Here is a 19,136-nt window from a genome sequence, read left to right as displayed (position 1 = left end):
ACATCGGGGTGTAGCTTAGCCTGGTAGAGCGCTACGTTCGGGACGTAGAGGCCGGAGGTTCGAATCCTCTCACCCCGACCAGTTTTCTGGCACTCCCCTCGGGACGAGGGTTGAGACCGCCGCACAGGGCCACCGTTTGGCCCATAAAACCTGACGTTATCCCTGGAAATCGTTTGCTTCGGACCCGCCTCACGGCTGGCACAATCGGTGGACTCCGCCCTTTCCGTCGTCGACGCCGCCGCTTGTGGAAACACCTCTCGCAGAGCCACTCCAGTCCTCCCTGTCGGGGGTCGCTCGCATGTTGGTACATGCCGGCAAGCTCCAGGCGAAGGCGGCTGAAGATCTCGTCAGGCTGGCGAGAGAAAAGAAGACGAGTTTCGTCAACGCGGTGATCGCGAGCGGCCAGGTCTCCCCTGTCGATCTGGCGCATACGCTCTCCAGTGCGCTGGCATTGCCGCTGCTGGATCTGTCGGCGATGGACCCGCAGCGCATGCCGCAGAACGTCATCGAAGGCAAGCTGGCCCAGCAATACCAGGTCGTCGCCCTTTCCCGGCGCGGCAATCGACTCTTCGTCGGCGGCGCTGATCCCACCGACCTCGAGGTCATCGAGCGCATCAAGTTCGCGACCCAGTTGCAGCCGGAATGGGTCATCGTCGAGCATGACAAGCTGGCCAAGATGCTGACCAGCGCCGGCGCGAGCGCAGCCGAATCGCTGGAAAGCATGGCCGGCGGGGACTTCGACTTCGACATTGCCGAAGAGGATGCGACACCTCAGCAAGAGGCTGCAGAACTGGCCGACGTCGAGGACGCGCCCGTCGTGCGTTTCCTGCAGAAGATGCTGGTCGACGCCATCAATCTGCGCGCCTCCGACCTGCACTTCGAGCCCTACGAATACCACTACCGCGTGCGCTTCCGCGTCGACGGCGAATTGCGCGAAATCACGCAGCCGCCCATCGCCATCAAGGACAAGCTGGCCTCGCGCATCAAGGTGATCTCGCGGCTGGACATCGCCGAAAAGCGCATTCCGCAAGACGGGCGCATGAAGCTGAAGTTCGGCGCCAAGTCCATCGACTTCCGGGTCAGCACCCTGCCCACGCTGTTCGGCGAAAAGATCGTCATCCGTATCCTGGATTCGTCTTCGGCCAAGCTGGGCATCGATGCCCTGGGCTACGAGAAGATCGAGAAGGAGCGCCTGCTGGCGGCCATCTACCGCCCTTACGGCATGGTGCTGGTGACCGGCCCGACGGGTTCCGGCAAGACGGTGTCGCTCTACACCTGCCTGAACATCCTGAACCAGCCCGGCGTCAATATCGCAACGGTGGAGGACCCGGCCGAAATCAACCTGCCGGGCATCAACCAGGTCAACGTCAACGACAAGGCAGGCCTGAACTTCGCGGCCGCGCTGAAGTCCTTCCTGCGCCAGGATCCGGACATCATCATGGTCGGCGAAATCCGCGACCTGGAGACGGCCGACATTGCCATCAAGGCGGCACAGACGGGCCATATGGTCATGTCGACGCTGCACACCAATGACGCGCCCAAGACGCTGACCCGTCTGCTCAATATGGGCGTGATGCCGTTCAACATCGCATCCAGCGTGCTGCTCATCACCGCCCAGCGCCTGGTGCGGCGCCTGTGCGAGAACTGCAAGGCCCCGGCCGACTACCCGCGCGAGGCGCTGCTCAAGGCCGGCTTCGCCGAGGACGATTTCGACGGCAGCTGGAAACCCTACCGCGCGGTTGGCTGCAGCAGTTGCACAAATGGTTACCGTGGCCGTGTTGGTGTTTACCAAGTCATGCCGATCACCGAGGCAATCCAACGCATCATCCTGGCTGAGGGAACGGCGATGGACATCGCCGAGCAGGCCAAGAAGGATGGCGTGCGGGATCTGCGCCAGTTCGGTCTGGTGAAGGTGCGCATCGGCGTTACGACGCTCGAAGAAGTGCTGTCGGCCACCAACGAATAATCAGACTCGAGGAGAGCGCATGGCCACTGCCACCGCTGCAGCAGCAAAAGGCGTCAAGGACTTTGTCTTTGAGTGGGAAGGCAAGGACCGCAACGGCAAGATCGTCAAAGGCGAACTCCGTGCCGGTGGCGAAGCCATGGTCAGCGCCACCCTGCGACGCCAGGGCATTCTGGTCAACAAGGTCAAGAAACGCCGCGTCAGTGGCGGCAGCGCCATCAAGCAAAAGGACATCGCCGTCTTCACGCGTCAATTGGCGACGATGATGCGCGCCGGCGTGCCTCTGCTGCAGGCATTCGACATCGTCGCGCGCGGTGCCACCAATCCTCGCCTGACGCGGCTGCTGAACGACATCCGTCAGGATGTGGAGACAGGTACCAGCCTGTCGTCGGCCTTCCGCAAGCATCCCCTGTATTTCGATGCCCTGTACTGCAACCTCGTCGAGGCCGGCGAGTCGGGCGGTATCCTGGAAGCGCTGCTGGATCGTCTGGCCGTCTACCAGGAAAAGACGGTGGCCATCAAGAACAAGATCAAGTCGGCCCTGACCTACCCGGTCGCCGTCATGGTCGTCGCCTTCATCGTCGTCGCGGTGATCATGATCTTCGTCGTGCCGGCCTTCGAGGACGTCTTCAAGTCCTTCGGCGCAGACCTGCCGGCCCCGACGCTGATGGTCATCGCGCTGTCGAAGTTCTTCGTCTCCTACTGGTGGGCCATCTTTGGCGTCATCGGCGGCGGCATCTACTTCTTCCTGCAGAGCTGGAAGCGCTCCGAGAAGATGCAGAAGCGCATGGACCGGCTGCTGCTGAAGGTGCCGGTGTTCGGCGACCTCATGTACAAGTCCGCCGTCGCACGCTGGACCCGCACGCTGTCGACCATGTTCGCGGCCGGCGTCCCCCTCGTCGAGGCGCTGGACTCCGTGGGCGGCGCCTCGGGCAATGCCGTGTTCCAGGAGGCCACCGAGCAGATCCAGCGCGACGTCTCGACCGGCGCGGCGCTGACCACGTCGATGCAGACGGTGGGCATCTTCCCGACCATGGTGCTGCAGATGGCCTCCATCGGCGAAGAGTCCGGCTCGCTGGATCACATGCTGGGCAAGGCGGCGGAGTTCTACGAGGACGAGGTCGACGAGGCCGTCAAGGCGCTGTCCAGCCTGATGGAGCCCTTCATCATCGTCATCCTGGGCGGCCTGATCGGCGGCATCGTGGTGTCGATGTACCTGCCGATCTTCAAGCTCGGCCAGGTGGTCTGAATGGCGGTGGACACCGGTCTGCTGCTGTCACCCTGGTTCCTCGGCATCTTCGGTCTGTGCATCGGCAGCTTCCTGAACGTCGTCATCCACCGCCTGCCGCTGATGCTGGAGCGGCAGTGGCTGCATGAGTCCGCCGCCCAGTTGACCGATGCGCCCGCCATGGCGCGCGTGGCCAGCGTGCCGCTGCCCGAAGCCGAGAAGCTGGCCAAGGCCGTCGACGCCTACGGCACCAAGATCGAGGCCTTGCCGCCCTTCACGATCGCCTCGCCGCGCTCCCGCTGCCCGCATTGCGGTCACCAGCTGCGTTGGCACGAAAACCTGCCCCTGGTCGGCTGGCTGCGCCTGGGGGGCAAATGCGCATCCTGCAAGGCACCGATCTCCAAGCGCTATCCCCTCGTCGAACTGACCACGGGCCTGGCCTTTGCCGCCCTGTCGTGGCGCTTTGGTGCCCAGCCGACAACGCTGCTCTGGTGCGGCTTCGTTGCCGCACTGATCGCGCTGGCGATGATCGACTGGGACACCACCCTGCTGCCCGACGCCATCAACCAGCCCCTGCTCTGGGCCGGTCTGGCCGCCGCGCTGATGGGCTGGACCATCCCGCTGGACAAGGCCCTGATCGGCGCCCTGGCGGGTTATCTGTCGCTGTGGTCGGTCTACTGGGTGTTCAAGCTCCTGACCAAGAAGGAGGGCATGGGCTACGGCGACTTCAAGCTGCTGGCGGCCCTCGGCGCCTGGCTGGGCTGGCAGATGATCCTGCCCATCGTGCTCGGCGCCTCGGCGATCGGCGCCGTCATCGGCATCATCATGAAGATGAACGCCAAGCTGCGCGAAGGCCGCTATGTGCCCTTCGGCCCCTTCCTGGCGGGTGGCGGCCTCGTCGTGCTGTTTGCCGGCCAGGCGACGGTGCTGGGGTGGTTGGGCTGGGCCTGACGTCTCCATGAGAGTCGGGCTGACCGGCGGCATCGGCAGCGGCAAGAGCACGGTCGCCGGCTTTCTGCGCGAGGCCGGCGCCGCCATCGTCGACACCGATGGCATCTCCCGCACCCTGACCGGCCCGAGCGGCGCGGCCATGGCCGCGATTGCAGAGCAGTTCGGTGCTGGCTTTGTCGGCCCCGACGGCGCCCTGGACCGTGACCGCATGCGCGCCCTCGCCTTCTCTGACACGGGTGCCAAGCGCCGCCTCGAGGCCATCCTGCATCCGCTGATCACCGCTGAAGCCCTGACCCAGGCCGACGCAGTCACATCCCGCCTCGTCGTCTTCGACGTGCCCCTGCTCGTCGAATCCGGTCGCTGGCGGCCCCGGCTGGCCCGCGTGCTGGTGGTCGACTGTTCGACGGAGACCCAGATCGAACGCGTGCTGCAGCGCCCCGGCTGGACGCACGAGCGCGTGTTGGGGGCCCTGGCCGCGCAGACGACGCGCGCGGCCCGCCGCGCGGCCGCCGATGTGGTGCTGCTGAACGACGGCCTGCCCCTTGTTGCGCTCAGAAACGAGGTCCTCGGCCTGGCCGAACGCTGGGGGTGTGGAACAATCGCCCGGCCCTGATTGCAGTCCATCCCGAGGCGCCCTTTGGTCCTGTACGAGTACCCGTTCAACGAAAGCATCCGCACGATGCTTCGCCTCGAACATCTGTTCGACCGTCTCGGAACGCTGATGGCGCGCGAACCCGCGCTGGACCATCACTTCGCCCTGGTCACCTTGTTCGAAATCATGGACGTCGCTTCCCGCGCCGACCTGAAGAGCGATCTGCTCAAGGAGCTTGAGAAGCACAAGGCGCAGTTCATGGCCTACCGTGGCAGCCCCGGCGTCGACGAGGCGCGGCTGGACGAGGTTGTCGCCCGCATCGACGGCGCCTTCGGCCGCCTGAACGCCCTCGCCGGCAAGGCCGGCGCGGCTTTGACCGGCAATGAATGGTTGATGAGCATCCGCAGCCGCATCAGCATTCCGGGCGGCACCTGCGAGTTCGACCTGCCGGCCTACTACAACTGGCAGCAGCTGTTGCCGGTGCGCCGCCGCAAGGACTTGATGACCTGGTCGCAGACGCTGATGCCGCTGGCCGAAGCCCTGCAGGTGCTGCTGGGCCTGCTGCGCGATTCCGGCACGCCGCACAAGGTCGCCGCGACCGCCGGCCAGTTCCAGCAAAGCCTGCCGGCCGGCCGCGTCTACCAGTTGCTGCGCATGCGCATCGACCCCAGCCTCGGCCTGATTCCGGAAATCTCCGGCCACCGCCTGATGATCTCCATCCGACTGATGCGCCAGGACGAGGAAGGACGGCTCAAGCTGGCTGCCGAAGACAGCGGCTTCGAGCTCGCCCTGTGTCAATGAAGCCCGTGAAGACGAATGCCCAAGGCGAACGCCTGGTGCGCTGCCCGCAATGCGGCGGCGACAGCGTGTTCGCCCCCAGCAACAAATGGCGACCCTTCTGCAGCGAGCGCTGCCGCCAGATCGACCTCGGCGCCTGGGCCAGCGAGTCCTTTCGCGTGCCGGCCACGCCGCCCCAGGATCCCGATGAGTTCGGGCCGGACGGCGAGCCACTGATGCATTAGGCGCTGAGCAACTGCCGCGACACCAGTTCCCGCCGCACGGTGGCGGTGTCGGCAAACAGCACGGACTGCCAGCCGCGCGCCCGGGCCGCCTCGACGTTGACCGGATGGTCGTCCAGGAACAGCAGTTCCTCAGGCGGCACGCCAAAGCGACGCTCGGCGATGGCGTAGATCTCGGCGCTGGGCTTGATCTGCTTCACGTGGCTGGAGAACACGCCCGACTCGAACCACTCGGCCAGCGGATGCGTCCTGGCCAGATGGCTGGCATAGGGCTCGGGCATGTTGGACAGGAAGTGCAGCGTGTGCCCGGCAGCGCGCAGATCGCGGATCAGGACGGCGGTGGAGGGGATCAGCATCAGCTCGTCCGGCACGGCACGCACCACGGCCGCGACATCGCCCAGCGGCCAGCCGGTGCGCGCCGAGATGCGTCGCGCCACTTCGTCGGCCCCGATGAGCCCCTGGTCGAACAGACCCCAGTCGCCACCATAGTTCTGGAAGAAGGTCGTCGCCGCGGCCGCGCCCTGCTCCAGCGTCTCGATGCGGTGGGGCCACATGCGCGCAAGGAAGCTGGCGGGATGCCAGCGGAACACCACGCCGCCGAAGTCGAAGACGATCCTCATGCGGACACCAGTCGCTTCAGCAGGCCGGCGGTCGAGCCATCCAGGCCCACCGTGTCGCCCGACTCCAGACGCGGCAGCAGCTGGTTGCACAGCGCCTTGCCGAGCTCCACACCCCATTGGTCGAAGCTGTTGATGCCCCACAAAGCACCGGTGACGAAGACGCGGTGCTCGTAGAGGGCGATCAGGGCGCCGAGCGAGCGCGGCGTCAGCGCCTCCAGCACCAAGGTCGTGCTCGGGCGGTTGCCAGGGAAGCTGCGGTGACGGGACAACACCTCGCGATCCAGCGTGGCCGAAGCCGTCGGCGCCTTCTCGGTCAACGCCTCGGCCGCCGTCTTGCCTTGCATCAAGGCTTGGCTCTGGGCCAGGCAGTTCGCCAGCAGCTTGCGGTGCTGGTCAGCCAGCTTCTCGGCCAGCTCGCCCTCTTTTGCAACGCCTTCGCCATGGTTGGTGCGCTTCACGGCGATGAACTCGACCGGGATCACGTCCGTGCCCTGATGCAGCATCTGGAAGTAAGCGTGCTGACCGTTGGTGCCGGCCTCGCCCCAGACCACCGGCGAGGTGCCCAGCGACAGCGCGTTGCCGTCGAGGTCCACACCCTTGCCGTTGCTCTCCATCTCCAGCTGCTGCAGGTAAGCCGGCAGGCGACGCAGGCCCTGGTGGTAGGGCGCCACGCTGCGGCTCGTAAAGCCGTGGAAGTTGCGGTACCAGATGTCGACCAGGCCCAGCAGCACCGGCAGGTTCACGTCCAGCGGCGCGGTCGCAAAATGCTGGTCCATGGCATGCGCGCCGGCCAGCAGTTCGCGGAAGTTGTCGGCGCCGACGGCGATGGCGATGGGCAGGCCGATGACCGACCACAGCGAATAGCGGCCGCCCACCCAGTCCCAGAAGCCGAAGGCCGTGTCGATGCCGAAGGCCGCGGCAGCCGCGGTATTGCTGCTGGTGGCAACGAAATGGCGTGCCACGTCCGTGCCACCCGCAGCCAGGAACCAGGCCTTGGCGGCTTGCGCATTGGCCAGCGTCTCCTGCGTCGTGAAGGTCTTGGACGCGATGACGAACAGCGTGTGCTTCGCATCCAGACCCGCCAGCACGGGCGCGAGGTCGTGGCCGTCGACGTTGGAGACGAAATGCAGCTTCAGCTCGCGGCGGCCAAAGGCCTGCAGGGCCTGCACGACCATGGCCGGGCCGAGGTCGCTGCCGCCGATGCCGATATGCACGACATCGGTGATCTCACCGCGCTCGCCACGACGCACGCTCTCGGCAAAGGCCAGCATGGCGTCGAGCGACGCCTGCACCTCTGCGTTGAAAGGCGCATCGCTGCCGGCCGGAGCGCGCAGGGCCGTGTGCAGCACCGCGCGGCCTTCGGTGTGGTTGACGGGGTTGCCGCGCAGCAGCGCATCGCGGCGCGCCTCCAGGCCGCAGTCGCGCACCAACTTCAGCAGCAGCGCCAGCGTCGGCGCATCGATGCGGTTCTTGGACAGGTCGGCAAAGACCTCGGGCGCCTGGAAGGACAGCGCGCCGAAACGGCCCGCATCGGCCTTGAAGGCGTCGCGGATGTCGAAGCCGCGACCGCTCGCGGCGTAGTGGGCCTGGAGTTCGGCCCAGACGGGCGATTGGTCGCAGCGCTTCGTCATGGTCAGGCTTGTTGGATGAGCTTGTCGAGCTTGCCGGCGTCGACGGCGAACAGGCGGATGCCTTCGGCCAGCTTCTCGGTCGCCATCGCGTCCTCGTTGAGCGCGAAGCGGAAGGCGGCCTCGTCGAGATGAACAGCCGGCGTGGCGGCGGCCTTGGCCGGATCGAGTGCGCGTTCCAGTTGGGCCTCGGAGGCCTGCAGCTGCGCCAGCAGATCGGGGCTGATGGTCAGCAGATCGCAGCCGGCCAGCGCCTGGATCTGGCCGATGTTGCGGAAGCTCGCGCCCATGACTTCGGTCTTGATGCCGTGCTGCTTGAAGTAGGCGTAGATCTGGCTCACCGACTTCACGCCCGGATCGTTGGTGCCAGCCATCGCGGCCTCGTCCCAAGAGGCACCGGCCGATTTCTTGTACCAGTCGTAGATGCGGCCGACGAAGGGCGAGATCAGCTGCACCTTGGCCTCGCCACAGGCCACGGCCTGGGCGAAGGCGAACAGCAGCGTCAGATTGCAATGGATGCCCTCGCGCTCCAGTTCGGCGGCGGCCTGGATGCCTTCCCACGTCGAGGCCAGCTTGATCAGCACGCGGTCGCGGCCGATGCCGGCAGCTTCGTACAGCGCAATGATGCGGCGCGCACGCGCCAGGGACGTGGCCTTGTCGAAGGACAGGCGGGCATCGACTTCGGTCGACACACGGCCTGGCACGACCTTGAGGATCTCGAGGCCGAAGCGCACGAGGACGTGATCAACGATCTCGTCCAGCGGCTTGCCGCGGTGGGCCTCGACGGTTTCCTTCAGCAGCGGTGCGTAGTCGGGCGACTGCACGGCCTTCAGGATCAGCGAAGGATTGGTCGTCGCGTCGCGCGGGGCGAACTGCGCGAGCTGCAGGAAGTTGCCCGTGTCGGCGACGACGGTGGTGAAGGCCTTGAGTTGGTCGAGCTGGTTCATGGTGGGGCTGTCCTCGGGTCGACTGGATTGACCCGGCGAAGAAACTGCTGCATAGTATTTCACGAAACTTAGTTACACAACGGTTAGCGCCTCCTGTGAAGCGCTGGCCTGGAGACCCCGCAGATGTCCTTTGATCTCGTGTTCTTTGGCGGTACCGGCGACCTGACATGGCGCAAGCTGATGCCCGCGCTGTTCCAGGCCTTCCGGCACGGCAAATTGCCCGAAGGCGGTCGCATTCTCGCCGTCGCGCGTGACGACCAGTCCGACGAGCGCTACCGCGAATGGCTGAAGGAGCGCTTCCGCGAAGTGGACGGCGCCAAGCGTCCCAGTGACGAGGAATTCGAGAAGTTCGCGGACCTCATCCACTACCGCCGCATGGACCTGTCCCAGCCCGAGCATTACCAGGGTCTGAAGGACTGGCTGGATGCCCGCAATGCCGACACCGTCGTGCTGTATCTGGCCACCAGCCCGCATCTGTTCACCGGCATCTGCCAGCAGTTGGGTGCCGTCGGCCTGAACCACGACAAGGTGCGCGTGGTGCTGGAGAAGCCGCTGGGCCACGACCTGGCCAGTGCCCAGGAAATCAACCGTGCGGTACGCAGCGTCTTTGCCGAAAGCCAGGCCTTCCGCATCGACCACTACCTCGGCAAGCCCTCAGTGCAGAACCTGATGGCCCTGCGCTTTGGCAATGCGCTGTTCGAGCCGCTGTGGCGCCGCGAGAGCATCGCCAACATCCAGATCACGCTGGCCGAGCGCCTGGGCGTGGGCACGCGAGGCGCCTTCTACGACGGCACCGGCGCGCTGCGCGACATGATCCAGAACCATGCGCTGCAACTGCTGACCATGATCGCCATGGAGCCGCCGTCCAGCAACGACGCCGACGCCATCCGCGACGAGAAGCTCAAGGTGCTGCGCTCGCTGAAGCCCTTCACGTCCGACAGCGTGGCCCGCGACGTGGTGCGCGGCCAGTACCGCGCCGGCAACATCGAGGGCACCGCGGTCCCGGGCTATCTCGAAGAGGTCAAGGTCCCGCCCGAAAGCACCTGCGAGACCTTCGTCGCCCTGCGCACCGAGATCAACAACTGGCGCTGGGCCGGCGTGCCCTTCTATCTGCGCACCGGCAAGCGCCTGGCCGAGCGCGACGCGCAGATCGTCGTCAACTTCCGCCCAGTGCCGCACAAGATCTTCGCCGGCGGCAGCCAGCCGAATCGCCTCGTCATCAAGCTGCAGCCCGAGGACGGCCTGGAGTTGCAGCTGCTGGCCCAGAAGGGCGCTGGTGCCGGCGAACAGCTGACACCGGTGTCCCTGGACCTGGACTTCGACAAGGCCTTCGCGACGCAGCGCGTCGGCGCCTACGAGCGCCTGCTGCTGGACGCCATCGCCGGCCGCCTCAACCTCTTCGTGCGCAGTGACGAGCAGGAACAGGCCTGGCGCTGGGTTGAGCCCATCCTCGATGCGTGGGCGGCCGACGCCAGCGGTCCGCGCCCCTACTCCGCCGGCTCCTGGGGCCCGGCCGCCGCGAGCGCGTTGGTCGCCAGAGACGGTTTTTCCTGGGCTGAAGAACAATGAGCATCCTCGAGCGCGTCAAGGCGGCCCTGCCCGCCCTCCCTCCGGCAGAACAGCGGGTCGCCAAGCTGCTGCTGGCCGACGCGCGCAGCTTTGCCAGCCTGCCGGTCAGCGAGCTGGCCGACCGCTCCCACGTGTCCAAGCCAACCGTGGTGCGCTTCTGCCGCAGCGTCGGCTATGACGGGCTGGCCGACTTCAAGCTGAAACTGGCCGGCAGCGTCAACGAGGGTGTGCCCTTCGTGCACCGCGCTGTGGACGAGGACGACAAGCCGGCCGACATCATCGTCAAGGTCGTCGACAACGCCGTTGCGGCCCTGCTGCACTACCGCAATGACGCGGCCAGCCATGCCTTCGAGCGCGCCATCGAGGCCCTCGCCGATTCGGCCCGCCACAACAAGCGCATCGAGTTCTATGGCGTCGGCAACTCCGGCATCGTCGCCCAGGACGCGCAGCACAAGTTCTTCCGCCTCGGCGTGAACACCGTCGCCACCAGCGACGGCCATGTGCAGCTGATGAGCGCCACCATGCTGCAGCCGGGCGACTGCGCCGTCATCATCAGCAACTCGGGTCGCAGCCGCGACCTGTTGGACGCGGCCGAAATCGCGCGCAAGAAGGGCGCGACCATCATCATCATCACAGCCAGCGCCTCGCCGCTGGCACAACTGGCGCTGGGCCCCAGCCAGATCCTGCTGGCGGTGGACCACCCCGAAGACTTCGACCGCTACAGCCCCATGGTGTCGCGGCTGCTGCACCTGATCGCGGTGGACATCCTGACGACGGGCGTTGCGCTGAAGCTGGGCCAGCAACTGCGGCCCATGCTGCAGGAGATCAAGAAGAACCTGCGCGCGAAACGCTACGCAGGCTGACTGGACAACCCCTCGTCCGGTCTCGCCCCGCTGAACGCGGGCGCGCGCCCAACCGGTCCCCCGAGGGGACGGCGATGCTCACCGTCTCGAACGGTGAGCACATCACCAGACGGGCCGGCTAGGGGCGGCCCGGCGCTCGGCCCGAAACGTCAGGCGCCTTGGACGCTCACCGGCCAGAACAGCTCCGACACACCATAGACGCGCGCCAGCTCGCGCAGCTTCTCCGGGGCGTCGTCCAGCTTGAGCGTCGCGCCCTGCTCGGTGCATTGGCGAGCAGCTGACAGCAGCAGGCTGAGGGCGGACGAGTCGAAGTCGGTCAGACCGGCTGCAGACAACCTGACCTCACGGCCGGCTGCCGCCAGCACCTGGGCCGCCTCGGCACGCAGGGCCGGCGACATCTGCGCCCAGGCGGCGCGTGCGCCGTCCATGCGCAGCCGCGAAGGCAGCTTCAGACCGCTCATGGCTGTTGCACCCTTCGCGCTGCGCGCTGTCCCGCCAAGCGGGAGCGAGCCCCTTCGGGCGGCTGCGCGGGGCTCATCAGCCCTTGGCGGCCGGTGCGCCGGCCTTGGCGTTCTTGTCGGCCAGGCTCTTGATCAGGCCATCGATGCCGTTGGCGCCGATCTCCTGGGCGAAGCTGTTGCGGTATTGGTCGGCCAGCCAGATGCCCAGCACATTGACGTCGTAGATCTTCCACTCGGCGCCGGCCTTCTCCAGGCGGTAGTCGAGCTGGATGGCGTCACCCTTGCCGCGGATCTCGGTGCGCACGACGACTTCGGTGTCGGTCGGCTGGGCACGCAGCGGCTTCAGGCCGATGGTCTGGTCCTTGACCTGGGTCAGCGCGCCGGCATAGGTGCGCACCAGCAGGGTCTTGAACTCGGCCTGCAGCTTGGTCTGCTGCTCGGGCGTGGCCTGACGCCAGAAGCGGCCAACGGCCGACGCCGTCATGCGCTGGAAGTTGACATGGGGCATCACCTTGGCGTCGACCAGGGCAATGATCTTGTTGATGTTGCCGGCCTGGATCTCCTTGTCGGCCTTGACGGCTTCGATGGTTTCCAGGGACAGCTGGCGGATCAGCTGGTCAGGTGCGCCGGCATCGGCCGCATGGGCGGCGTGCACGAGGCCAAGGCCCAGGGTGGCCACGGTCAGCAGGCGGCGCAGGGAGGTCAGCAAAGTCATGGTGTCGCTTTCTCTGAACAGGGACGGGCACTCAACGCGCCAGCCCGGGGTTTGGTTCACCGCGTCGCCGCGGAGGCGGGTTCGGCGGGCTTTTTCACGCCGATCGCAGGTTCGGATGCGGCGGCCGCCGAAGCGGGCGCCGTCGCGGCCGGTGCCGAAGCCCCACTGCCAGGCACCAGCACCTCGATCTCATCGTCATCATCGAAGCTGCCGCGCCGTTGCAAGTAAGCGTCCCGGTAAAAGGTGTATTTGTCCAGCGCAATGCCATCCAGCATTTCGCCCGCGCGCAGGAAGTTGGAGCGCGTATTGATGAGGCTGAGCGCGGTGATGGCGACCTTCTTGCGGCCATCATCAAAGATCACGCCCGGCGAGGCCTGCCAATCCACCGGCAGCGCCAGCGAGTCGCGCACCGACGACGGACCGAACAAGGGCCAGACGATGTAGGCCCCGGTGCCCATGCCCCATTTGCCCAAGGTCTTGCCGAAGTCCTGGCTGTTCTTTTCCAGACCCGCTTCAGTGGCGATGTCCAGCACGCCGGCCAGCCCCAGGGTCGAATTGACCGCAAAGCGCATGCCCTGCTCGACGCCCGCCTTGAAACGACCTTGCAGGAAGAGATTGATCGCTGACCAGGCGTCACCGATGTTGCCGAAGAAGTTGTCGATGCCGGTGCGCACGGGCGAAGGCACGATCTCGGTATAGGCCGTCGCGACGGGCTTGAGCACGGCCTCATCGAGTTTCTCGTTGAAGGCGAAGACCTTGCGGTTCCAGGACTCCCAGGGGTCCAGCCTCTGGCCCTTGGAACCCATGACCTTGTCGACGGCGCGCTCGATGCGCGAGCCGACGCCCTTCACCGTCTGGCAGCCCGCGAGGCCCAGCGCCAGGGTGAACAGGACCAGCAGTCGAATGACGCGGTTCACGGCTTGCTCCCCGAAGCGGGAACCGCCGCCGGTGCGCTGCCCATGTCCGAAGCCTTGCTGTTGATGAACTGGCCGATGAGGTTCTCCAGCACGACGGCGCTCTGCGTCTGCTTGATGACGTCGCCGGCAACGAGGTTCTTTTCGTCGGCGCCGGGCTCCAGGCCAATGTACTGCTCGCCGAGCAGGCCCGAGGTCAGGATCTTGGCCGAACTGTCCTTGGGGAACTGCGTGTTCTTGTACATGTTCAGCAGCACCTTGGCCTGGAAGGTCTTGTCGTCGAAGTTGATCGACTCGACCCGGCCGACGACGACGCCGGCGCTCTTGACCGCCGCGTTGGGCTTGAGGCCGCCGATGTTGTCGAAGCGCGCCGACACCTGGTAGGTGGCGTCGAAATTGAGGCTGAGCAGGTTGCCGGCCTTGAGCGCCAGGAACAGCAGGGCCGCGCCACCGATCAGCACGAACAGGCCCACCCAGGCGTCATAACGAGAGGATTGCATCCTTCCTTCTCCCTAAATCGAAAACATCATGGCCGTCAGCATGAAGTCCAGGGCCAGCACGGCCAGGGACGACAGCACGACGGTCCGCGTGGTGGCCGCAGACACGCCTTCGGGCGTGGGGCGGCAGGCATAGCCTTGCAGCAGCGCGATGAAAGTCACCGTCACGCCAAACACCAGACTCTTGATGACGCCGTTGCCGACGTCCTTGAACACATCCACGCCGCCCTGCATCTGCGACCAGAAGGCGCCGGCATCAATGCCCAGCAGCGGCACATCCACCAGCCAGCCGCCGATGATGCCAAGCGCCGAGAAGACCGCGGCGAGCAAGGGCATCGCGATGAAGCCGCCCCAGAAGCGCGGCGCCAGCACGCGCTGCACCGGGTCGACGGCCATCATCTCCATGGCGGTGAGTTGCTCGCCGGCTTTCATCAAGCCGATTTCGGCCGTCAGCGAGGTGCCGGCGCGGCCCGCGAACAGCAGCGCGGTGACCACCGGCCCGAGCTCGCGCACCAGGCTCAGCGCCGTCAGCAGGCCGACCGCCTCGCGTGAACCATAGCGCTGCAGCGCATAGTCGCCCTGCAGGGCCAGCACCGAACCGACGAAGAGGCCCGACACGCCGATGATGAGCAGCGAGCGGTTGCCCAGATAGAAGAGCTGCTCGCGCACCAGCACGAAGCGCATCAGCGCTCGAGGCGATGTGGCCAGCAGGGCGCCGAACAAACGCGCGGACGCGCCCCAGTCGGCGAGCAGCTTGCGCACGCCGAGTCCGATATTGGCGGCCAGGCTCATCATGACGCCACCCCGAAATCCTCGGCCACCGGACGGGCCGGTTGGTGGAAGCGCACCGGCCCGTCGGGCTCGGCGCCGACAAACTGGCGCACCAGCGGGTCGTCACTGTGGCGCAGTTCCTCCGGCGTGCCCTGGGCCACGACGCGGCCGTTGGCGACCATGGCCACCTCGTCGGCAATCTCGAAGGTCTCGTGCAGATCGTGCGAGACGATGATGCTGGTCAGCCCCAGCGCATCATTCAGGTCGCGGATCAGCCGGGCGGCGACGCCCAGGGAAATCGGGTCCAGGCCGGCGAAGGGTTCGTCGTAGAGCACCAGGTCGGGGTCCAGCGCGATGGCGCGGGCCAGGGCCACGCGGCGGGCCATGCCGCCGGAGATCTCGCTGGGCAGCAGGTCGCGCGCGCCGCGCAGACCGACGGCATTCAGCTTCATCAGCACCAGGTCGCGGATCATGGCCTCGGGCAGGTCGGTGTGCTCGCGCAGCGGGAAGGCCACGTTCTCGAAGACGCTGAGGTCGGTGAACAGGGCGCCGAACTGGAACAGCATGCCCATGCGCCGGCGCACGGCGTACAAGCCCTGCAGGTCCAGTGGCGCCAGGTCCTGGCCGTCGAACAGCACCTGGCCGCTCAGGGGCCGGAGCTGGCGGCCGAGCAGGCGCAACACCGTGGTCTTGCCGCCGCCCGAGGTGCCGATCAACGCCAGCACCTTGCCGCGCTCCAGCTTCAGGTTGACGCCATCCAGGATCACGCGGTCGCCATAGCCGACGCTGACGTTGCGCAGTTCGATCAGAGGTGCGGTTGCCAATTGATTCACGCGGGCGGGCCGGAGCCGGGGCGGGAGAAAGGGCGCCATGATAGGGGAAACACCAAGGACCCCGGGGAGTCCCCCTCGACAAGCCCGTCAACCCTCCGATACACCCCTGGATTTGGGCGCGGAGCTGTTACGTCTGCTTGCGTCCGTCAACCCTTCGAACGGCCGTTTCGGCCCCGCCAAACGTGCGCCAGTTCACGAATCGCGCTCAGCCCGCGACCAGCGTTCGTTGGTTCGCGACGAGCGGTATCCCGCCCAAGCCCCTCGCCACCAAAATACTGACACCCGCCATGCAAGCCACCACCATGCGCCACCGCCCCCCCTCCCCTGTCAGCCGCGGCTTCACGCTCATCGAGCTGATGATCGCGGTCGCCATCATCGGCATCCTCGCCGCGGTCGCGATCCCGCAGTACAGGGACTATGTAACGCGCAGCCGCCTGGCCGACGCCAGCTCGGGCCTGACGACGATGCGGGCGCAGATGGAGCGCTACTACCAGGACAACCGGACCTATCTCGACACCGGGACCTTCGTTTCGCCCTGCAACAACGCCACCGCGTCTGCCCGCACCTTTGGCAACTTCGTGATCACCTGCAGTACGTTGACCACCACCACGTTCACATTGCTGGCAACAGGCGGCGGTGCCTCCAACGGCTTCAACTACACCATCAACCATCAGGACATACGCGCAACAAACAACACGCAACCCGGCTGGGGCGGCGCCTGCTCCAGCAAGTGGATGATGAAGAAGGGCGACTCGTGCTGACGCGCCGCCATTCGGGCTTCAGCCTCATCGAGCTGATGGTGGCCGTCAGCGTCATGGCCGTCCTGACCGCTGTCGCCATGCCCAACTTCACGACCTGGATCCGCAATGCGCGCATGCGGACGGTCGCGGACGCCCTGCAGTCCGGCCTGCGCCTGGCCCAGGGCGAAGCGCAGCGCCGTACACACAACGTCGTCTTCTTCCTGACTACTAGCAAGGCATGCGACTTGACGGACACGGCCACGGCTGGAGGCCTTTACTGGCAGATTCGCACCGTGCCCATGAACCTGCTGGCCAACGATCCCGCCGAGGTCGTGCAATGCGGCGTGCTCACGGACGTGTCGAGCGGCGTCCAGTTCCAAACATCACCAACAGCACCGCCCACCGCGCTCTGCTTCAGCGGTGATGGCCGCCAGACCACGCTGACGGACCCAACCACCATCGGTGCGAACTGCACCGCCGGCGCCGCCGCCTACAACGTCGTTTCGGCGACGAACGGCGTCGGCGACCGACCGCTACGGGTGCTCGTCAGCCTGGCCGGATCCATCCGGATGTGCGACCCCGGCAAGGCCTCGACGGCACCGGACGGATGCCCATGATGAAACAGCGCTTCATTTCCAGCCGGGGTTTCTCGTTGATCGAGATGCTGGTCGGCATCCTGATCATCTCCTTTGGCCTGCTCGGGCTGATCACGCTGCAGGCCCGTGCGCTGCAGGTCTCGGTCAGCAGCGAGGATTCTCAACGCGCGGCCATCCTGGCCAGCGAGATGGCCGCAACGATGCTCAACCGGAACAGCGTCAACGTCGACGCTGCGGTGGTGGCCGCCTGGGCGGCTCGCGCCTCGGACCCTGCCAGCGGCGGCCTGCCCAATGGCGCCGGCACCGTGTCCGTGACCAACGCAACGACGGCGAGAGTCACCTTGACCTGGACGCCCGTTCAGTCCAACGGCGCCGCCAACGACACGCACAACTACTTCACCGACGTGGTGATCCCGTAATGACGCGCCGATCTCCAGCCGCCGATCGCGGCTTTTCCCTCATCGAGCTGATGGTGACCCTGGCCATCGGCCTGGTGCTGACCCTGGCCATCTCGATGATGGTGGCACGGCAGGAATCGCTGCGGCGCGGCGTGACTTCGGGCAATGACCTGACGAGCAACTCCGCCTATGCCTCCTATGTGCTGGACCGCGAGCTGCGTAGTGCCGGTGCGGGCTTCAGCCAGTCAGCGGCGGAAAACTACGGCTGCTCGTTGAGAGTCTCGAAGAGCAACGCCCAGATCCTGCCGCGCAGCGCTGCCTTCCCGACGCCTTTCGCCTCCGTTCCACAGACCTTCGTGCTGACGCCGCTCGTCGTCCATGCCGGCGCGGGCACCAATGGCTCGGACGTCATCGCGGTGGCCACGGGCAACTCGGGCTTGAGCGAGTCGGCCCTGCCGGTCATTCCCAAGTCGGCTGCGGCGGGCCTCTTGAAGCTGTCCAACACCCTGGGGTTGAAGGGTGGCGATCTGATCCTGCTGGCCCAGCAGGGCGTCGGCTGCATGGTGCAACAGGTGAACACGGGCTTCACCGGTGGTGCCACCCAGACGCTGAACTTCGGCGGCACCTATGCCGCCAACACCATCGGCACCACCGCGCTCACGGGCTTTTCGAATGGCAACGCCTTTGTCTCGGTGCTGGGCAATGTCACCGGCAACCAGCCGCGCTTCTCGCTGATCGGCATCGACGCCAACGCGACGCTGATGTCCTATGACCTGCTGCGCCTGAATTCAGACAGCCCGCAGGCGATTGCGGACGGCGTCGTGGACCTGCGCGTGCTTTACGGCGTGCACACCGTAGTGAGCGGCCCGACACAGGTCGACTCATGGATCGCGCCAACTGCGGCAGGATTTACGGCGGCCGAGTTGACGGCCGACACGGCGGTTGCCCAGAGCCGTCTGCAGAACATCCTCGCCGTGCGCGTGGGGATGATCGTGCGCAGCGATCTGATCGAGAAGACCGACGTCACGCCGTCTTCGCTGACCATGTTCAGCGACCTCGGCAGCGGTCTGGCGTACACCTACACCGTGCCCGCGGGCACGACCAATCAGCGCTACCGCGTCGTCGAGTTCACGGTGCCGCTGCGCAATATCCGCTACTCCCGCTGATGGCCGTGATGATGCGCACCACTTCTTCTTCCCGTCTCCTGCGGCGACAACAGCGCGGCATCGTGCTGATCTTCGCCCTCATCACGCTGGTGATCCTGCTCATCGGTGCGGTCGCGATCTCGCGCTCCATCAATTCGAGCCAATTCGCTGTCGGCAACATTGGCTTCAAGCGCGATCTGACCAACCAGGGCGAGCGAGCCCTGCAGGCCGCCATGGATGCGGTGCGGGCCGGCGGGCAATTGGACACCGTGACAAAACGCAATGCCAACCTGCTGGCCGCCAACTACAGCGCCACGCTGCTGCCCACGAATGCACAGGGTATCCCGACTGCATTGCTGGCGTCGGATACCGCCTTTGCGGCGGTAGGAACGGCAGCTGACATCACTCCTGCCGGCACCGGCGTGACGATCCGCTATGTGATCGACCGCCTGTCCACGGCAGCCGGCGCCTGCACGAGCGCCACCTGCACCATGGTCAACCAGTCGGTCTTTGGCGGGAGCTCCAGCGAATGGATCAATTCCCAGACCAACAGCGGCGCGGCCAACAACGCCAATCCGTCCGCGGTGCCTGAGCAGCCCATCTTCCGCATCACGGTGCGTGTGAAGGGGCCGCGCAACACCCTGTCCTTCTTCCAGTCCACCTTCACCACCAACTGAGCTTGCTCA

Annotated in this window: 22 protein-coding genes and 1 tRNA gene; 14 read left to right on the top strand and 9 right to left on the bottom strand. The window is 66.2% G+C overall.

What is annotated here, in order from left to right; genetic code table 11:
• Window positions 1–4: 4 nt before the first annotated feature.
• From ACS5PN_RS21115 to ACS5PN_RS21085, 7 genes are all read left to right on the top strand, one after another.
• Window positions 5–81: transfer RNA gene (locus ACS5PN_RS21115), tRNA-Pro, on the top strand.
• A 217-nt stretch (window positions 82–298) separates the two neighbouring features.
• Window positions 299–1,966, top strand: a complete 1,668-nt coding sequence (gene pilB, locus ACS5PN_RS21110) for a type IV-A pilus assembly ATPase PilB (RefSeq protein ID WP_439465981.1) — start codon at window positions 299–301, stop codon at window positions 1,964–1,966.
• A gap of 19 nt (window positions 1,967–1,985) precedes the next feature.
• Window positions 1,986–3,212 carry a type II secretion system F family protein gene (locus ACS5PN_RS21105; RefSeq protein WP_439465980.1) on the top strand — a complete coding sequence of 409 codons (1,227 nt, stop codon included), beginning with the start codon at window positions 1,986–1,988 and terminating at the stop codon, window positions 3,210–3,212.
• On the top strand, window positions 3,213–4,142 hold the full coding sequence (locus tag ACS5PN_RS21100) for a prepilin peptidase (protein WP_439465979.1): 930 nt from the start codon (window positions 3,213–3,215) through the stop codon (window positions 4,140–4,142).
• 7 nt (window positions 4,143–4,149) lie between these two features.
• Entirely contained in the window at window positions 4,150–4,755 is a 606-nt protein-coding gene (coaE, locus tag ACS5PN_RS21095; protein ID WP_439465978.1) for a dephospho-CoA kinase, read from the top strand.
• Between the two features lie 24 nt (window positions 4,756–4,779).
• Window positions 4,780–5,535, top strand: coding sequence for a cell division protein ZapD (zapD, locus tag ACS5PN_RS21090; protein WP_439465977.1), 756 nt, complete (start codon window positions 4,780–4,782; stop codon window positions 5,533–5,535).
• Complete coding sequence (locus tag ACS5PN_RS21085) at window positions 5,532–5,756, top strand: DNA gyrase inhibitor YacG (RefSeq protein WP_439465976.1); 225 nt, start codon at window positions 5,532–5,534, stop codon at window positions 5,754–5,756. The genes zapD and ACS5PN_RS21085 overlap by 4 nt, the downstream gene beginning before the upstream one ends.
• Here ACS5PN_RS21085 and ACS5PN_RS21080 read toward each other — a convergent pair.
• Genes ACS5PN_RS21080 through tal form a run of 3 tightly spaced genes read right to left on the bottom strand, consistent with a single transcriptional unit; the run spans window position 5,753 to window position 8,948 of the window.
• Window positions 5,753–6,373, bottom strand: a complete 621-nt coding sequence (locus tag ACS5PN_RS21080) for an HAD family hydrolase (protein ID WP_439465975.1) — start codon at window positions 6,371–6,373, stop codon at window positions 5,753–5,755. The two genes, ACS5PN_RS21085 and ACS5PN_RS21080, sit on opposite strands and share 4 nt — an antisense overlap.
• Window positions 6,370–8,004, bottom strand: coding sequence for a glucose-6-phosphate isomerase (gene pgi / locus ACS5PN_RS21075; RefSeq protein ID WP_439465974.1), 1,635 nt, complete (start codon window positions 8,002–8,004; stop codon window positions 6,370–6,372). Before pgi ends, ACS5PN_RS21080 begins: the two co-directional genes overlap by 4 nt.
• A gap of 2 nt (window positions 8,005–8,006) precedes the next feature.
• Window positions 8,007–8,948, bottom strand: a complete 942-nt coding sequence (tal, locus tag ACS5PN_RS21070; protein ID WP_439465973.1) for a transaldolase — start codon at window positions 8,946–8,948, stop codon at window positions 8,007–8,009.
• A gap of 123 nt (window positions 8,949–9,071) precedes the next feature.
• Between tal and zwf the strand changes: the two genes are divergently transcribed.
• Entirely contained in the window at window positions 9,072–10,517 is a 1,446-nt protein-coding gene (gene zwf, locus ACS5PN_RS21065; RefSeq protein WP_439465972.1) for a glucose-6-phosphate dehydrogenase, read from the top strand.
• Window positions 10,518–10,519: 2 nt separating this feature from the next.
• Window positions 10,520–11,380 carry a MurR/RpiR family transcriptional regulator gene (locus tag ACS5PN_RS21060; protein ID WP_439466387.1) on the top strand — a complete coding sequence of 287 codons (861 nt, stop codon included), beginning with the start codon at window positions 10,520–10,522 and terminating at the stop codon, window positions 11,378–11,380.
• 149 nt (window positions 11,381–11,529) lie between these two features.
• On the opposite strand, the gene ACS5PN_RS21055 is transcribed toward ACS5PN_RS21060, so the two are convergent.
• The 6 genes from ACS5PN_RS21055 to ACS5PN_RS21030 all read right to left on the bottom strand — a co-directional run bounded on the left by ACS5PN_RS21055 (window position 11,530) and on the right by ACS5PN_RS21030 (window position 15,610).
• Window positions 11,530–11,841: an STAS domain-containing protein gene (locus tag ACS5PN_RS21055; RefSeq protein WP_439465971.1), complete on the bottom strand. Its 312-nt coding sequence runs from the start codon at window positions 11,839–11,841 to the stop codon at window positions 11,530–11,532.
• 76 nt (window positions 11,842–11,917) lie between these two features.
• Window positions 11,918–12,556: an MlaC/ttg2D family ABC transporter substrate-binding protein gene (locus ACS5PN_RS21050; protein ID WP_439465970.1), complete on the bottom strand. Its 639-nt coding sequence runs from the start codon at window positions 12,554–12,556 to the stop codon at window positions 11,918–11,920.
• Window positions 12,557–12,612: 56 nt separating this feature from the next.
• Complete coding sequence (locus ACS5PN_RS21045; protein WP_439465969.1) at window positions 12,613–13,473, bottom strand: MlaA family lipoprotein; 861 nt, start codon at window positions 13,471–13,473, stop codon at window positions 12,613–12,615.
• A complete protein-coding gene (gene mlaD / locus ACS5PN_RS21040) occupies window positions 13,470–13,970 on the bottom strand; it encodes an outer membrane lipid asymmetry maintenance protein MlaD (RefSeq protein WP_439465968.1) in 501 nt (166 codons plus the stop codon). Before mlaD ends, ACS5PN_RS21045 begins: the two co-directional genes overlap by 4 nt.
• Window positions 13,971–13,982: 12 nt before the next feature.
• Entirely contained in the window at window positions 13,983–14,762 is a 780-nt protein-coding gene (gene mlaE / locus ACS5PN_RS21035) for a lipid asymmetry maintenance ABC transporter permease subunit MlaE (protein ID WP_439465967.1), read from the bottom strand.
• Window positions 14,759–15,610 carry an ABC transporter ATP-binding protein gene (locus tag ACS5PN_RS21030; RefSeq protein WP_439465966.1) on the bottom strand — a complete coding sequence of 284 codons (852 nt, stop codon included), beginning with the start codon at window positions 15,608–15,610 and terminating at the stop codon, window positions 14,759–14,761. The genes mlaE and ACS5PN_RS21030 overlap by 4 nt, the downstream gene beginning before the upstream one ends.
• Before the next feature lie 248 nt (window positions 15,611–15,858).
• Between ACS5PN_RS21030 and ACS5PN_RS21025 the strand changes: the two genes are divergently transcribed.
• The 5 genes from ACS5PN_RS21025 to ACS5PN_RS21005 are packed head-to-tail and all read left to right on the top strand — an operon-like array spanning window position 15,859 to window position 19,127.
• On the top strand, window positions 15,859–16,332 hold the full coding sequence (locus tag ACS5PN_RS21025; protein ID WP_439465965.1) for a type IV pilin protein: 474 nt from the start codon (window positions 15,859–15,861) through the stop codon (window positions 16,330–16,332).
• Complete coding sequence (locus ACS5PN_RS21020) at window positions 16,326–16,928, top strand: GspH/FimT family pseudopilin (RefSeq protein WP_439465964.1); 603 nt, start codon at window positions 16,326–16,328, stop codon at window positions 16,926–16,928. The genes ACS5PN_RS21025 and ACS5PN_RS21020 overlap by 7 nt, the downstream gene beginning before the upstream one ends.
• Window positions 16,928–17,326 carry a type IV pilus modification PilV family protein gene (locus ACS5PN_RS21015; protein WP_439465963.1) on the top strand — a complete coding sequence of 133 codons (399 nt, stop codon included), beginning with the start codon at window positions 16,928–16,930 and terminating at the stop codon, window positions 17,324–17,326. The genes ACS5PN_RS21020 and ACS5PN_RS21015 overlap by 1 nt, the downstream gene beginning before the upstream one ends.
• A complete protein-coding gene (locus tag ACS5PN_RS21010; protein WP_439465962.1) occupies window positions 17,326–18,471 on the top strand; it encodes a PilW family protein in 1,146 nt (381 codons plus the stop codon). Before ACS5PN_RS21015 ends, ACS5PN_RS21010 begins: the two co-directional genes overlap by 1 nt.
• Entirely contained in the window at window positions 18,471–19,127 is a 657-nt protein-coding gene (locus tag ACS5PN_RS21005) for a pilus assembly PilX family protein (RefSeq protein ID WP_439465961.1), read from the top strand. Before ACS5PN_RS21010 ends, ACS5PN_RS21005 begins: the two co-directional genes overlap by 1 nt.
• Window positions 19,128–19,136: the final 9 nt, after the last annotated feature.

The sequence above is a fragment of the Roseateles sp. NT4 genome, from assembly GCF_051857475.1.
GTDB lineage: Bacteria > Pseudomonadota > Gammaproteobacteria > Burkholderiales > Burkholderiaceae_C > Pelomonas.
The sequence above is the reverse complement of the archived record's forward strand: the minus strand, read 5'-3'. Positions and strand labels throughout refer to the sequence as shown.